This is a genomic window from Microbacterium meiriae (assembly GCF_040686935.1).
GTDB classification, from domain to species: Bacteria; Actinomycetota; Actinomycetes; order Actinomycetales; family Microbacteriaceae; genus Microbacterium; species Microbacterium meiriae.
Genome location: NZ_JBFBMF010000002.1, coordinates 450,845 through 464,048 on the forward strand (window position 1 = coordinate 450,845; position 13,204 = coordinate 464,048).

Consider the following 13,204-nt stretch of genomic DNA (forward strand, 5'->3'; position numbering starts at 1 on the left):
CGATAGACTGGGGGCACTAGCAACCTTTAACACCGTCCTGTGAGGCGGAGAAGGGAGCGGCTGATGAGTGTGCGCACTGTGCTGCACCAAGCCGACATCTCACGAGCGCTGACCCGGATCGCGCACGAGATCCTCGAGTCCAATCGCGGGGCCGACGGCCTCGTCCTGTTGGGCATCCCGACCCGCGGCGTCACGCTGGGTCACCGGCTCGCCGCCCTGATCAGCGAGATCGCCCAGGTCTCCGTCCCGGTCGGCTCCCTCGACGTGACGCTCTTCCGCGACGACCTCGCCAAGCACCCGACGCGGTCGCCGCAACCGACGGAGATCCCCCCGGGCGGCATCGACGGGAAGACGGTCGTCCTCGTCGACGACGTCCTGTTCTCCGGCCGGAGCATCCGCGCCGCGCTCGACGCCCTGCAGTCGATCGGCCGTCCCGCCGTCGTGCGGCTCGCGATCCTCATCGACCGCGGACACCGGGAGCTTCCCATCCGCCCGGACTTCGTGGGCAAGAACATCCCCTCCGCGCGCACCGAGCGCGTCAACGTGCGTCTGTTCGAGAACGACGGCGCCGAGGAGGTGACGATCGGCGAATGAGGCACCTTCTCGACACCCGCACGCTCGACAGAGCCACCGCCCTGCGCATCCTCGACGTCGCCGAGGACATGGCTGACACGCAGTCCCGCGAGGTCAAGAAGCTCCCCACGCTCCGTGGCAAGACGGTCGTGAACCTCTTCTTCGAGGACTCCACGCGCACCCGTATCTCCTTCGAGGCCGCGGCGAAGCGTTTGTCCGCCGACGTCATCAACTTCGCCGCGAAGGGCTCCAGCGTCTCGAAGGGCGAGAGCCTGAAGGACACCGCGCAGACGCTCGAGGCCATCGGCGCCGACGCGGTCGTCGTGCGGCACCCCGGCTCCGGCGCCCCGCAGACCCTGGCCACGAGTGGCTGGATCTCCGCCGGGGTCGTGAACGCCGGCGACGGTACGCACGAGCATCCCACCCAGGCCCTCCTCGACGCCTTCACCATCCGCAAGCGCCGGTTCGGAGCGGACAGCCGCGGACGCGATCTGTCCGGTCTCCGAGTGACGATCGTCGGCGACGTGCTGCACTCGCGGGTGGCGCGCTCCAACGTCTGGCTGCTCACGACGCTCGGCGCCGAGGTCACGCTCGTCTCGCCGCCGACCCTGGTTCCGCAGAACGTGTCCTTGTGGCCGGTCCGCGTGGTCTACGACCTGGACGAAGCCCTCGCGGAGGGGCCCGACGCCGTGATGATGCTGCGCATCCAGCTCGAGCGGATGAACGCGGCGTATTTCCCGACTGAGCGGGAGTATTCGCGCCGGTGGGGCCTGGACGCACGGCGCGTGGCGGCTCTGCCGGGCGGTAGCATTGTCCTGCACCCCGGACCCATGAACCGGGGACTGGAGATCTCCTCCGAAGCTGCCGATTCCCCCCGTTCGACGGTGCTGGAACAGGTGTCGAACGGGGTCTCCGTGCGCATGGCGGTGCTGTACCTGCTGCTGGCAGGAGAACGAGACGACGAACGAGGGGGAGACCTGTGAGCGAGACCCTCGTCATCACCGGTGCACAGCTGCTCGGCGCGGACGGCGCCGACATCATCATCGAGGAGGGCGTCATCGCCGAGGTCGGGACGGGGCTCACCCGCACCGGTGCGCGAGTGATCGACGCCGCGGGCCTGGTCGCGCTGCCGGGCCTCGTCGACCTGCACACCCACCTGCGCGAGCCGGGGTTCGAGGCCTCCGAGACGATCCTCACCGGCACCAGAGCGGCCGCCGCGGGCGGGTTCACCGCCGTGTTCGCGATGCCGAACACCTCCCCGGTCGCCGACACGGCGGGCGTGGTCGAGCAGGAGCTCGCCCTCGGCGAGGCGGCCGGCTACGCGACCGTGCAGCCGATCGGCGCCGTCACCGTGGGCCAGAAGGGCGAGCGCCTCGCGGAACTCGGCGCCATGGCCACCTCGCGTGCCCAGGTGCGGGTCTTCAGCGACGACGGCTTCTGCGTCTGGGACCCGCTGATCATGCGCCGGGCTCTGGAGTACGTGAAGTCCTTCGACGGCGTCATCGCCCAGCATGCGCAGGACCCGCGGCTCACCGAGGGCGCCCAGATGAACGAGGGCACCGTCTCGGCCGAGCTCGGGCTGGCCGGGTGGCCGGCGGTCGCCGAGGAATCGATCATCGCCCGTGACGTGCTCCTCGCCGAGCACGTCGGCTCGCGGCTGCACGTGTGTCATCTCTCGACGGCCGGCTCGGTCGACATCATCCGCTGGGCCAAGAAGCGAGGCGTCGACGTCACGGCGGAGGTCACGCCGCACCACCTGCTGCTCACCGACGAACTCGTCCGCGGCTACGACGCGCGGTTCAAGGTCAACCCGCCGCTGCGCCGCGAGGAGGACGTCCTCGCGGTTCGGGAGGGTCTCGCCGACGGCACGATCGACATCGTCGCGACCGACCACGCACCGCACCCCAGCGAGCACAAGGCGTGCGAGTGGCAGGCCGCCGCGAACGGCATGGTCGGTCTGGAGAGCGCCCTGCGCGTCGTGCACCAGTCGATGGTGCAGACCGGTCTGCTCGGCTGGGCCGACGTCGCCCGCGTCATGAGCTCGACGCCCGCCCGCATCGGCCGGCTCTCCGGCCACGGCACGCCGCTCGCAGCCGGGCAGCCCGCGCACATCACGCTGTACGACCCCGCGGTCGACGGTGTGTTCACCGCCGCGGACCTGCACGGGCGCAGCGTGAACTCGCCCTACCTGGGCCGCGCCCTGCCCGGGCGCGTGGAGTACACGGTGCACGGCGGCGTCCTCACGGTCGACGGCGGCACCGTCGTCGAGGAGCTCGGCGCATGAGCGCACGGGACCTCGCGGTCGCGATCATCATCGCCGTCGCGCTGCTCATCCTGCTGTCGATGCTGTTCGCCTGGCGACGACGAGTGCGGCGCGATGCCGCGTACACGGCCCCGCTCGGGGTGCCGGAGCACGCGGAGGTGACGCGCCGCGACGAGGTGCTCTACGTGTCCACCACTCGGCACGAGCAGCCCCTCGAACGGCTCGCGATCACCCCGCTGGCGTTCCGTGCACGCGGCGAGCTGGCTGTGACCGACCGCGGCATCGCGCTGGCCCTGGACGGTGCCCCCACCGTCTTCCTCGCCGCCGACCGCCTGGTCTCCGTCGACCGCGCGACCGTCACCATCGATCGCGTCGTGGAGCCCGGCGGGCTCGTGCGCATCGCGTGGCACGTCGACGACGCGACCGTCGTCGACAGCTATGTGCGCCTCACCGGCGGCGACCTCCCGACCCTCATCTCCGACCTGCAGCGGCTCATCCCCGCCGCCCCTGACACAGGAGCCACGTCATGACCCTCTCGACTTCCTCCCCGCAGGCCTCCGCGGCCCGCCTCCCCGATCCCGCCGTCCTCGTGCTCGAGGACGGCACCCGACACCGCGGACGCGCCTACGGCGCGCGCGGACGCACCCTCGGCGAGGTCGTGTTCGCCACCGGCATGTCGGGATACCAGGAGACCATCACCGACCCGTCCTACGCCGGACAGATCGTCCTGCAGACGGCCCCGCACATCGGCAACACCGGCATGAATGACGAGGACACCGAGTCCCGCCGCATCTGGGTCGCCGGCTACATCGTGCGCGACCCCTCGCGCGTCGTCTCGAACTGGCGTGCGAACGCGTCCCTCGACGAGGTCCTCGTCGAGGACGGCATCGTCGGCATCAGTGGCATCGACACGCGTGCGGTCACCCGTCACATCCGCTCCGCCGGCTCCATGCGCGGCGGCATCTTCTCGGGTGCGGACGCGGAGCTCGACCCGGAGGAGCAGCTGCGCATCGTCCGCGAGGCTCCGGAGATGACCGGCCTCAACCTCTCCGCGCAGGTGTCCGTCGAGAGCGCGACCGTGACCCCGGCGGTGGGGGAGCGCATCGGCAACCTCGCCGTGCTCGACCTGGGTGTGAAGCAGGCCACGATCGACAACCTCGCCGCCCGCGGCTTCGACGTGCACGTCCTCCCGCAGGACGTGAGCATCGACGAGATCCGGGCGATCGAGCCTGTCGCCGTCTTCTACTCGAACGGCCCCGGGGACCCCGCGGCGTCGGGCGACCACGTCGAACTGCTGCGCGCGGTCCTCGACGACGGGCTGCCCTTCTTCGGTATCTGCTTCGGCAACCAGCTCCTCGGCCGCGCCCTGGGTCTCGGCACGTACAAGCTGCCGTTCGGCCACCGCGGCATCAACCAGCCGGTGCTGGACAAGCAGACGGGCAAGGTGGAGATCACCGCGCACAACCACGGCTTCGCCGTCGAGGCGCCCCTGGAGGGCTCGTTCGACAGCCCGCACGGCTACGGCAAGGTCGAGGTCAGCCACGTCGGCCTCAACGACAACGTCGTGGAGGGCCTGCGCGCCCTCGACATCCCCGCCTTCTCGGTGCAGTACCACCCCGAGGCCGCGGCCGGACCGCACGACGCCAACTACCTCTTCGACCGCTTCCGCGACATGGTCATCGCGAACAAGAAGGACGCAAAGTAATGCCCAAGCGCGACGACATCCGCTCCGTCCTCGTCATCGGCTCCGGCCCGATCGTCATCGGCCAGGCCTGCGAGTTCGACTACTCCGGCACCCAGGCGTGCCGCGTCCTCCGCGAGGAGGGCGTCCGGGTCATCCTCGTCAACTCGAACCCGGCGACGATCATGACCGACCCCGACTTCGCCGACGCGACGTACATCGAGCCGATCACCCCCGCGGTGATCGAGACGATCATCGCGAAGGAGAAGCCCGACGCGATCCTGCCGACGCTCGGCGGTCAGACGGCGCTGAACGCCGCGATGGCGCTGCACGAGCAGGGCATCCTCGAGAAGTACGACGTCGAGCTCATCGGCGCGAAGGTGGACGCCATCAAGAAGGGCGAGGACCGTCAGGTCTTCAAGGAGCTCGTCCTCGAGGCGGGCGCGGACGTGGCCAAGAGCGTCATCGCCCACACCATGGACGACCTCCTCGCCGGTGCCGAGCAGCTCGGCTACCCGCTCGTGGTGCGCCCGTCCTTCACGATGGGCGGGCTGGGCTCCGGCTTCGCCTACGACGAGGAGGACCTGCGCCGCATCGGCGGCGCCGGCCTGCGCGACTCGCCGACGACGGAGGTTCTCCTGGAGGAGTCGATCCTCGGCTGGAAGGAGTACGAGCTCGAGCTCATGCGCGACACCGCCGACAACACGGTGGTCGTCTGCTCCATCGAGAACGTCGACCCGGTCGGCGTGCACACCGGCGACTCGATCACGGTGGCTCCGGCGCTGACCCTGACGGACCGCGAGTACCAGAAGCTCCGCGACATCGGCATCGACATCATCCGCGCCGTGGGCGTGGACACCGGTGGCTGCAACATCCAGTTCGCGGTCAACCCCGAGAACGGGCGCATCATCGTCATCGAGATGAACCCGCGCGTCTCCCGGTCGAGCGCCCTGGCGTCGAAGGCCACCGGCTTCCCGATCGCCAAGCTCGCGGCCAAGCTCGCCCTCGGCTACCGCCTCGACGAGATCCCGAACGACATCACCGGCGTGACCCCGGCCAGCTTCGAGCCGACGCTCGACTACGTGGTCGTGAAGGTCCCGCGCTTCGCGTTCGAGAAGTTCCCGGCCGCCGACGCCACCCTCACCACGACCATGAAGTCGGTCGGCGAGGCGATGGCCATCGGCCGCAACTACGCCACCGCGCTGCAGAAGGCGCTGCGGTCGCTCGAGAAGCGGGGCTCCAGCTTCCACTGGGGCGAGGAGCCGCGCACCGTCGAGGAACTGCTCGAGATCGCGAAGACCCCGACCGACGGCCGGATCGTCACCCTGCAGCAGGCGCTGCGCAAGGGCGCGACCATCGAGCAGGCGTTCGAGGCCACGGCCATCGACCCCTGGTTCCTCGATCAGATCGTCCTCATCAACGAGGTCGCCGAGGTCGTGCGCACCGCCGGCGAGCTGGACGACGCGACGCTGCGCTACGCCAAGGAGCACGGCTTCTCCGACGCGCAGATCGCCCAGCTCCGCGGCGAGAGCGAGGCCGAGATCCGCGGCGTGCGCCACGGCCTCGGCATCCGCCCCGTCTACAAGACGGTCGACACGTGCGCGGGGGAGTTCCCCGCGCTGACGCCGTACCACTACTCGAGCTACGACGCCGAGACCGAGGTCGCGCCGTCCGAGCGCACCAAGGTCGTCATCATCGGCTCCGGCCCGAACCGCATCGGTCAGGGCGTCGAGTTCGACTACTCCTGCGTGCACGCCTCGTTCGCGCTGTCGGACGCGGGCTTCGAGACCGTGATGATCAACTGCAACCCGGAGACCGTGTCGACCGACTACGACACGTCCGACCGGCTGTACTTCGAGCCGCTGACGCTCGAGGACGTCCTGGAGGTCCTGGACGCGGAGGCGGCGAGCGGCACCATCCTCGGCGTCGTCTGCCAGCTCGGCGGCCAGACCCCGCTCGGGCTCGCGAAGGGCATCGAGGCGGCCGGCTACACGGTCCTGGGGACGAGCCCGGAGGCCATCGACCTGGCCGAGGAGCGCGAGCTGTTCTCGCGACTGCTCGACGAGGCTGGGCTGCTGGCGCCGCGCAACGGCACGGCGATCGACGTGGAGGGCGCGGTGCGCATCGCCGAGGAGATCGGCTACCCCGTGCTCGTGCGCCCGAGCTTCGTGCTCGGCGGTCGCGGCATGGAGATCGTCTACGGCACCGATGCGCTGCGCGACTACTTCGTGCGGACGGCCGGCGAGGTCGTGATCGAGGAGGGCAAGCCGCTCCTGGTCGACCGGTTCCTCGACGACGCGATCGAGCTCGATGTGGACGCCCTGTACGACGGCACCGACCTCTTCATCGGCGGCGTCATGGAGCACCTGGAGGAAGCCGGCATCCACTCCGGCGACTCGAGCTGCACGCTGCCGCCGGTCTCGCTCGGTCGCAGCGACGTCGACCGCGTCCGCGAGGCCACCCTCGCCATCGCACAGGGCGTCGGCGTGCGCGGTCTGCTGAACGTGCAGTTCGCGATCAGCGCCGGCGTGCTCTACGTCATCGAGGCGAATCCCCGGGCGAGCCGCACGGTACCGTTCGTCTCGAAGGCGCTGGGCATCCCGATGGCGAAGGCTGCCAGCCGCATCATAGCCGGCTCGACGATCGCCGAGCTCCGCGCCGAGGGGATGCTGCCCGAGCAGGACGGCTCGCGCGTCCCGCTGGACGCCCCGGTCTCGGTCAAGGAGGCCGTGCTGCCCTTCAAGCGGTTCCGCACCGCCGACGGCAAGACCGTCGACTCGGTCCTCGGCCCGGAGATGCGCTCGACCGGCGAGGTCATGGGCATCGACCGGGACTTCCCGACCGCGTTCGCGAAGTCCCAGGCCGCGGCCTACGGCGGCATGCCGACGTCGGGAACCGTGTTCATCTCGGTCGCCGACTCCGACAAGCGTGCGGTGATCCTCCCGGCGCACCGCCTCCAGCAGCTCGGCTTCACGATCGTGGCGACCGAGGGCACGGCGGAGATCCTGTCGCGCAACGGCATCGCCGTCACGGTGGTCGAGAAGTACAGCGAGACGCAGGAGTCCGGAGCCCGGAACATCGTCGACCTCATCAACGACGGGGAGATCGACATCGTCGTGAACACCCCGTCGGGTGGTGCCGCTCGCGCGGACGGCTACGAGATCCGCGCCGCCGCGGTGGCCGCGGACAAGGCACTCTTCACGACCATCGCCGTGCTCGGTGCGGCCGTGAGCGGGATGGACGCCGCGCACGAGGGCTTCCAGGTCAAGAGCCTGCAGGAGTACGCGCAGGACCGGATGGCCGCGGTATGACGGAACGCTTCGGCGAGCGGGTCCGCGCCGCGCTGGAGGCGCACGGCTCGCTCTGTGTCGGCATCGACCCCCACGCCGCTCTGCTGGCGGCGTGGGGGCTGACCGCCGATGCTGCCGGAGTCCGGGAGTTCGGGCTCCGTACCGTCGAGGCGGCCGCCGGTCGCGCCGGTCTCGTGAAGCCGCAGGTGTCGTTCTTCGAGCGGTACGGCGCGGCCGGGTTCGCCGCCCTCGAGGAGGTGCTGGCGGCCGCGCGCGCGGCCGGACTGCTGGTGATCGCCGACGCCAAGCGCGGCGATATCGGGTCGACGATGGCGGATTACGCTCAGGCCTGGCTCCCCGCGGGCGCGCCGCTGGAGGCGGATGCCCTGACGCTGAACCCGTACCTCGGCGTCGGTGCGCTGGAGGGTGCGTTCGCCCTCGCGGAGGAGCACGGCAAGGGGCTCTTCGTCCTCGCCGCGACCAGCAACCCTGAGGCGACCGTGCTGCAGCGCGCGACGACCGCGGACGGCGAGACCGTGTCCGCGGCCGTGATCGCCGAGGTGTCGCGCCGGAACGCCACCGGAACGCCCGAGGGGGAGTGGGGGAGCTTCGGCTTCGTCATCGGTGCCACGGTGGACGCGGTGGAAGCGGGGCTGACTCCGTTCGCGCCCGTCGCCCCGATCCTCGCCCCCGGCTTCGGCGCACAGGGCGCCACTCCCGCGGATCTCGTCCGCCGCTTCGGCCCCCAGGCCGGCTCGGTGATCGCGAGCGAGAGCCGCAGCCTCCTCTCCGCGGGCCCGGCGGCCCTCGCCGAGACGATCGCCGACCGTGCCGCCCAGTATCGAGAGGTCAGCCGTGGCTGAGGAACGCCGCACCGTCCCCGAGGTCGACAGGGCCGCCGCCGCACGTCGAGCGGTCGAGCGACGGCGCGCCAGGGCCTCGCTCAAGCGTGACCTCACCATGCGCGTCGTCACCCCGCAGGCCGTGCTGCATCGCGCGACGGAGGATCCCGACTCGGTCGAGGGCTCCATGCGCATCACCGACTTCCTCCTCGCCCTCCCCGCGATCGGCGCGGGCAAGCGCGACCGGGTGCTGGAGCAGCTCCACATCTCGCCGGTCAAGCGCCTCGGCGGACTCGGCGCCCGTCAACGCCGAGTGCTGGAGGAGTGGCTCGACGAGCGCTTCCCCGTTCCGGCCCCCCGTGGGGCACGCAGCCGGCTCCTCGTCCTCGCCGGCCCCACGGCGGTGGGCAAGGGGACCGTCGCCGCGCACATCCGCGAGAACAACCCGGAGATCCACCTGTCCGTCTCGGCGACCACCCGGCCGCCGCGCCCGGGCGAGATCGACGGTGTGCACTACTACTTCGTGGACGACGCCGAGTTCGACCGCCTGGTCGCCGACGGCGAGCTGCTGGAGTATGCGGTGGTCCACAACCGCTCGCGCTACGGCACCCCGCGCGCCCCGATCGACGCCGCACTGGCGGAGGGGAAGACCGTCCTGCTGGAGATCGACCTGCAGGGCGCGCGCCAGGTGCGCGATGCGGAGCCGTCCGCGACGCTGATCTTCCTCCTGCCGCCGAGCTGGGACGAGCTGGTGCACAGGCTGGTCGGCCGCGGCACCGAGGACGCCGAGGAACGCGCCCGGCGGCTGCGCACCGCGAAGGTCGAGCTGGCGGCGCAGAACGAGTTCGACCACCTCATCGTGAACGAGGACGTCGCCACCGCCGCCCGCGAGGTCGTAGACTTGTCTACAAGCTCTGCGCGCTGACCTGATTCCCGGGTCGAGCACCACGCCGGTCCCTGAGCTCGTCGAAGGGTCGCGCGCCCGCAGCATCGTCTTCGCGGCGAATCCCGTCGCCTGATCAGGAGGTCCACCCATGGCCGGACGCAACAACGGCATCATCGATCCCCCCATCGACAACCTGCTGGAGCGCGTCGACTCCAAGTACGAGCTCGTCATCTACGCCGCCAAGCGCGCCCGTCAGATCAACGACTACTACTCCGACCTGCACGAGGGCAACCTCTTCGACAACGTGGGCCCGCTCGTCGACTCCTCGGTCGAGGACAAGCCGCTCACCATCGCCCTGCACGAGATCAACGAGGACAAGCTCCGCCTGCGTCACGCGGAGTGACTCGGCGACCGCGCCGCCGCGACGTCGGTGGCGCGGTCCAGAATGGGTGCCACACCCTCCCACCGTCCGTCCCCGTTCTGGAGCATCGATGAGCGCGCTGCGTCTGTTCACGTCCGAGTCCGTCACCGAAGGGCATCCGGACAAGATCTGCGACCAGATCTCGGACAGCATCCTCGATGGACTGCTCGCGAAGGACCCGGGCTCCCGGGTCGCGGTCGAGACGCTCGTCACGACCGGGCTCGTGCACGTCGCCGGGGAGATCCGCACCGAGGCCTACGTCGACATCCCGACGATCGTCCGGCAGGTCGTGAACGGCATCGGCTACACGTCTTCCGACACCGGCTTCGACGGCGATTCCTGCGGCGTCAGCGTCTCGGTGGGGGAGCAGTCCACGGACATCGCCCACGGCGTCGACAACGCCCAGGAGCACCGGGACGGCTCGTCCGTGGATCCGCTCGACGGTCTCGGCGCCGGCGACCAGGGCATCATGTTCGGGTTCGCCACCAACGAGACCCCGCAGCTCATGCCGATGGCCGCGTGGACCGCCCACCGCATCGCCGAACGTCTGACGGAGGTGCGCCGCAGCGGGCTGCTCCCCTTCCTGCGCCCCGACGGCAAGACGCAGGTCACCCTCGGCTATGACGGCTTCACCCCGAAGACCGTCAACGCCGTCGTGCTGTCCACGCAGCACAACCCGGACATCGCCCAGGACGACCTGAAGGCGCAGATCCGCGAGCACGTCATCGATCCGGTCCTCGCCACGACGGGCCTCGACCTCGACGACGTCACCTACTACATCAACCCCGCGGGGCCCTTCGTCACGGGCGGCCCGAAGGGGGATGCCGGGCTCACCGGACGCAAGATCATCATCGACACCTACGGGGGAGCCGCACGGCACGGGGGCGGTGCCTTCAGCGGCAAGGACCCGTCGAAGGTCGACCGCTCGGGTGCGTACGCGACCCGCTGGGTCGCCAAGAACGCGGTCGCTGCGGGCCTCGCCGACCGCCTCGAGGTACAGGTCGCCTACGCGATCGGTGTCGCGCGCCCTGTCGGCCTGTACGTGGAGACCTTCGGCACGGGACGGGTGTCCGACGAGGTCATCACCCGGGCCATCGACGAGGTGTTCGACCTGCGGCCGCAGGCCATCATCGAGCAGCTCGACCTGCTGCGGCCGATCTACGCCCAGACGGCGGCCTACGGGCACTTCGGTCGGGAGCTGCCGGACTTCACGTGGGAGCGGACGGACCGGGCCGAGGAGCTGCGGCGCGCTGCCGGGCTCTGACGAGGCCGCGGTGCTGATCTCTCCGGAGAGCCGGCGCATCGCCCGGGTGCTCCTGGAATCCCCACTGCCGCAGCTCGACCGCCTGTTCGACTACGCCCTTCCTCCGGAGCTCGGTGACGTCGAGCCCGGGGTCCGGGTGCGTGTCCCCCTGCGGACCGCCGGCCGTGTGGTCGACGGGTTCGTGGTGGAACTGGACGTGGAGGACGACGCCGATCGGCCGCTCTCCGAGGTCGAGAGCATCGTGTCGAGCGTCCCCGTGCTGCCGGATCGTCTGTACCGACTGGCTCGGCGGGTCGCCGATCGCGCGGCGGGGTCGGCGTCCGACGTGCTGCGGCTGGTCATCCCGAAGCGGCAGGTGCGCGTCGAGAAGGCCTGGACCGCCGATTCTCCGATCCCGCAGCCGGAGCCCGACGCCCGAGACGCGGCTGCGTCCGTCGTCGGGCTGTACGACGGGCTGCAGGCGGTGCTCGACGAGAGCGGTCGTGCGGCGGTCGAGGCCATCCCGCAGCTGACCGATGACGCACCCGGTTGGGCGCGCATGCTGGCTGCAGCCGCTGCGACGACACTCGCGGCGGGGAAGTCGAGCATCCTCGTCGTCCCGGACCACCGCGACCTCGATCGGCTCCTGGCGGCCCTCGACGGGTTCGTCCCCCCGGAGGCGATCGCGCGGCACGACTCCCGACAGACCAACCCGGACCGCTACCGCTCCTTCCTGCGCACGCTCGAGGACGCGCCCTGCATCGTCGTCGGGAACAGGTCCGCGGTGTACGCCCCCGTCGTCGCCGGTCTCGTGGCGGTGTGGCACGACGGCGACAGCCTGCTGGGCGAGCCGCTCGCTCCCTACGTCCACGCCCGGGATGCGGCGCTGCTGCGGCAGGAGGCGGAGGGATCGGCACTGCTCTTCGCCGGTCATACGCGGACGACCGAGGTGGAGCGGCTCGTGGCGCGCGGCTGGCTGCAGGACATCCGCGCGGCCCGGCGCGTGCTGCCGCGTGTGGTGCTCAGCACGCCCCAGGAGATGGAGCAGCCGACGCCGCAGCGCATGCCGTCGTCGGCCTTCCTCGCCGCCAGGAACGCGGCCGCGGAGGGACCCGTGCTCATCCAGGTCTCGCGGCCCGGCTTCGCGCCGTCCCTCGTCTGCGCCGACTGCCGAGCCCCCGCCCGATGCCCGCACTGCGGCGGCCCCCTCGGCGCCCGCCATCGCGGCGCGGTCCCGGTATGCGGGTGGTGCGGGCGCGGTGCCAGGGCATGGACGTGCCCGGCGTGCTCCTCGACCCGTCTCCGGCTCGCCTCGTCGGGAAGCGAACGGACCGCCGATGAGCTGGGCCGCGCGTTCCCCGGCGTCCGCGTCATCGTCGCGGACGGCAGCCACCCCGTCGAGCGCGTCGACGCGCGTCCGGCGCTGGTGGTGGCCACCCGCGGCGCCGAGCCGCTCGCGGAGGGCGGCTACCGTGCCGTCGTCCTGCTCGACGGGCCGCGCATGCTGCAGGCGCCGGATCTGCGCATCGGCGAAGCCTGCCTGCGGTGGTGGTCGAACGCGGCCGCTCTGGCCGCTCCCGGCGCTCCCGTCCACCTCGTCGGTGTGGACGGCGCCGTCGCCAGGGCCCTGGCGACCTGGAACCACGCCGCCTACGCGCGCACCGAGCTGGAGCAGCGGGCGCCGCTGCACATGCCGCCGACCGCCCGCGTCGCGCTCGTGGAGGGATCCGCCGCCGCGGTCGCCCGTGCTCTGGAGGCGCTCTCCGAGCTCTCACTGCCCGGGGACGCGGTCCTCGGTCCCGTCCCCGTCGAATCGGACGACGTCCCCCCGCGGGTCCGGGCTCTCGTACGCTTCGACTACGGCGCGGGAAGCCGCGTCGCGACCACCCTCCGTGCGGCCGTCGTGGCCGAGGCGGTGAGCGGTCGCCGCGGTCGGGCCAAGGCCGTCCGCAGCACGCTCTCGGTCCGCCTCGATATCCTCGATCCAGAACTCTGACCCTTCCGG

At 71.1% G+C, this 13,204-nt stretch carries 11 protein-coding genes; all 11 read left to right on the forward strand.

What is annotated here, in order from left to right; genetic code table 11:
- The first annotated feature begins 63 nt into the window (after window positions 1-63).
- Entirely contained in the window at window positions 64-594 is a 531-nt protein-coding gene (gene pyrR, locus AB0P08_RS07585) for a bifunctional pyr operon transcriptional regulator/uracil phosphoribosyltransferase PyrR (protein ID WP_259954496.1), read from the forward strand.
- Window positions 591-1,556: an aspartate carbamoyltransferase catalytic subunit gene (locus tag AB0P08_RS07590; protein ID WP_062634500.1), complete on the forward strand. Its 966-nt coding sequence runs from the start codon at window positions 591-593 to the stop codon at window positions 1,554-1,556. The genes pyrR and AB0P08_RS07590 overlap by 4 nt, the downstream gene beginning before the upstream one ends.
- Window positions 1,553-2,857, forward strand: a complete 1,305-nt coding sequence (locus AB0P08_RS07595; protein WP_363589142.1) for a dihydroorotase — start codon at window positions 1,553-1,555, stop codon at window positions 2,855-2,857. The genes AB0P08_RS07590 and AB0P08_RS07595 overlap by 4 nt, the downstream gene beginning before the upstream one ends.
- A complete protein-coding gene (locus tag AB0P08_RS07600) occupies window positions 2,854-3,366 on the forward strand; it encodes a PH-like domain-containing protein (RefSeq protein WP_187661502.1) in 513 nt (170 codons plus the stop codon). Before AB0P08_RS07595 ends, AB0P08_RS07600 begins: the two co-directional genes overlap by 4 nt.
- Window positions 3,363-4,541, forward strand: coding sequence for a glutamine-hydrolyzing carbamoyl-phosphate synthase small subunit (carA, locus tag AB0P08_RS07605; protein ID WP_312672477.1), 1,179 nt, complete (start codon window positions 3,363-3,365; stop codon window positions 4,539-4,541). Before AB0P08_RS07600 ends, carA begins: the two co-directional genes overlap by 4 nt.
- Window positions 4,541-7,828: a carbamoyl-phosphate synthase large subunit gene (gene carB, locus AB0P08_RS07610; protein WP_363589145.1), complete on the forward strand. Its 3,288-nt coding sequence runs from the start codon at window positions 4,541-4,543 to the stop codon at window positions 7,826-7,828. The genes carA and carB overlap by 1 nt, the downstream gene beginning before the upstream one ends.
- Window positions 7,825-8,670 carry an orotidine-5'-phosphate decarboxylase gene (gene pyrF / locus AB0P08_RS07615; protein ID WP_363589147.1) on the forward strand — a complete coding sequence of 282 codons (846 nt, stop codon included), beginning with the start codon at window positions 7,825-7,827 and terminating at the stop codon, window positions 8,668-8,670. Before carB ends, pyrF begins: the two co-directional genes overlap by 4 nt.
- Window positions 8,663-9,574: a guanylate kinase gene (gene gmk, locus AB0P08_RS07620; RefSeq protein ID WP_363589149.1), complete on the forward strand. Its 912-nt coding sequence runs from the start codon at window positions 8,663-8,665 to the stop codon at window positions 9,572-9,574. Before pyrF ends, gmk begins: the two co-directional genes overlap by 8 nt.
- 109 nt (window positions 9,575-9,683) lie before the next feature.
- Window positions 9,684-9,938 (forward strand): DNA-directed RNA polymerase subunit omega, encoded by a 255-nt coding sequence (rpoZ, locus tag AB0P08_RS07625; protein WP_025103490.1) that lies wholly within the window; start codon window positions 9,684-9,686, stop codon window positions 9,936-9,938.
- A gap of 88 nt (window positions 9,939-10,026) precedes the next feature.
- Window positions 10,027-11,220: a methionine adenosyltransferase gene (gene metK, locus AB0P08_RS07630; protein WP_363589151.1), complete on the forward strand. Its 1,194-nt coding sequence runs from the start codon at window positions 10,027-10,029 to the stop codon at window positions 11,218-11,220.
- A gap of 16 nt (window positions 11,221-11,236) precedes the next feature.
- Window positions 11,237-13,195 (forward strand): primosomal protein N' family DNA-binding protein, encoded by a 1,959-nt coding sequence (locus tag AB0P08_RS07635; RefSeq protein ID WP_363589666.1) that lies wholly within the window; start codon window positions 11,237-11,239, stop codon window positions 13,193-13,195.
- Window positions 13,196-13,204 lie beyond the last annotated feature (9 nt).

What these genes read in the sequence shown, in the direction of transcription:
- AB0P08_RS07600 (WP_187661502.1), top strand. Translation starts at nt 2,854, where the DNA reads ATGAGCGCACGGGACCTCGCGGTCGCGATCATCATCGCCGTCGCGCTG.
- pyrF (WP_363589147.1), top strand. Translation starts at nt 7,825, where the DNA reads ATGACGGAACGCTTCGGCGAGCGGGTCCGCGCCGCGCTGGAGGCGCAC.
- carB (WP_363589145.1), top strand. Translation starts at nt 4,541, where the DNA reads ATGCCCAAGCGCGACGACATCCGCTCCGTCCTCGTCATCGGCTCCGGC.
- AB0P08_RS07590 (WP_062634500.1), top strand. Translation starts at nt 591, where the DNA reads ATGAGGCACCTTCTCGACACCCGCACGCTCGACAGAGCCACCGCCCTG.
- rpoZ (WP_025103490.1), top strand. Translation starts at nt 9,684, where the DNA reads ATGGCCGGACGCAACAACGGCATCATCGATCCCCCCATCGACAACCTG.
- pyrR (WP_259954496.1), top strand. Translation starts at nt 64, where the DNA reads ATGAGTGTGCGCACTGTGCTGCACCAAGCCGACATCTCACGAGCGCTG.
- metK (WP_363589151.1), top strand. Translation starts at nt 10,027, where the DNA reads ATGAGCGCGCTGCGTCTGTTCACGTCCGAGTCCGTCACCGAAGGGCAT.
- carA (WP_312672477.1), top strand. Translation starts at nt 3,363, where the DNA reads ATGACCCTCTCGACTTCCTCCCCGCAGGCCTCCGCGGCCCGCCTCCCC.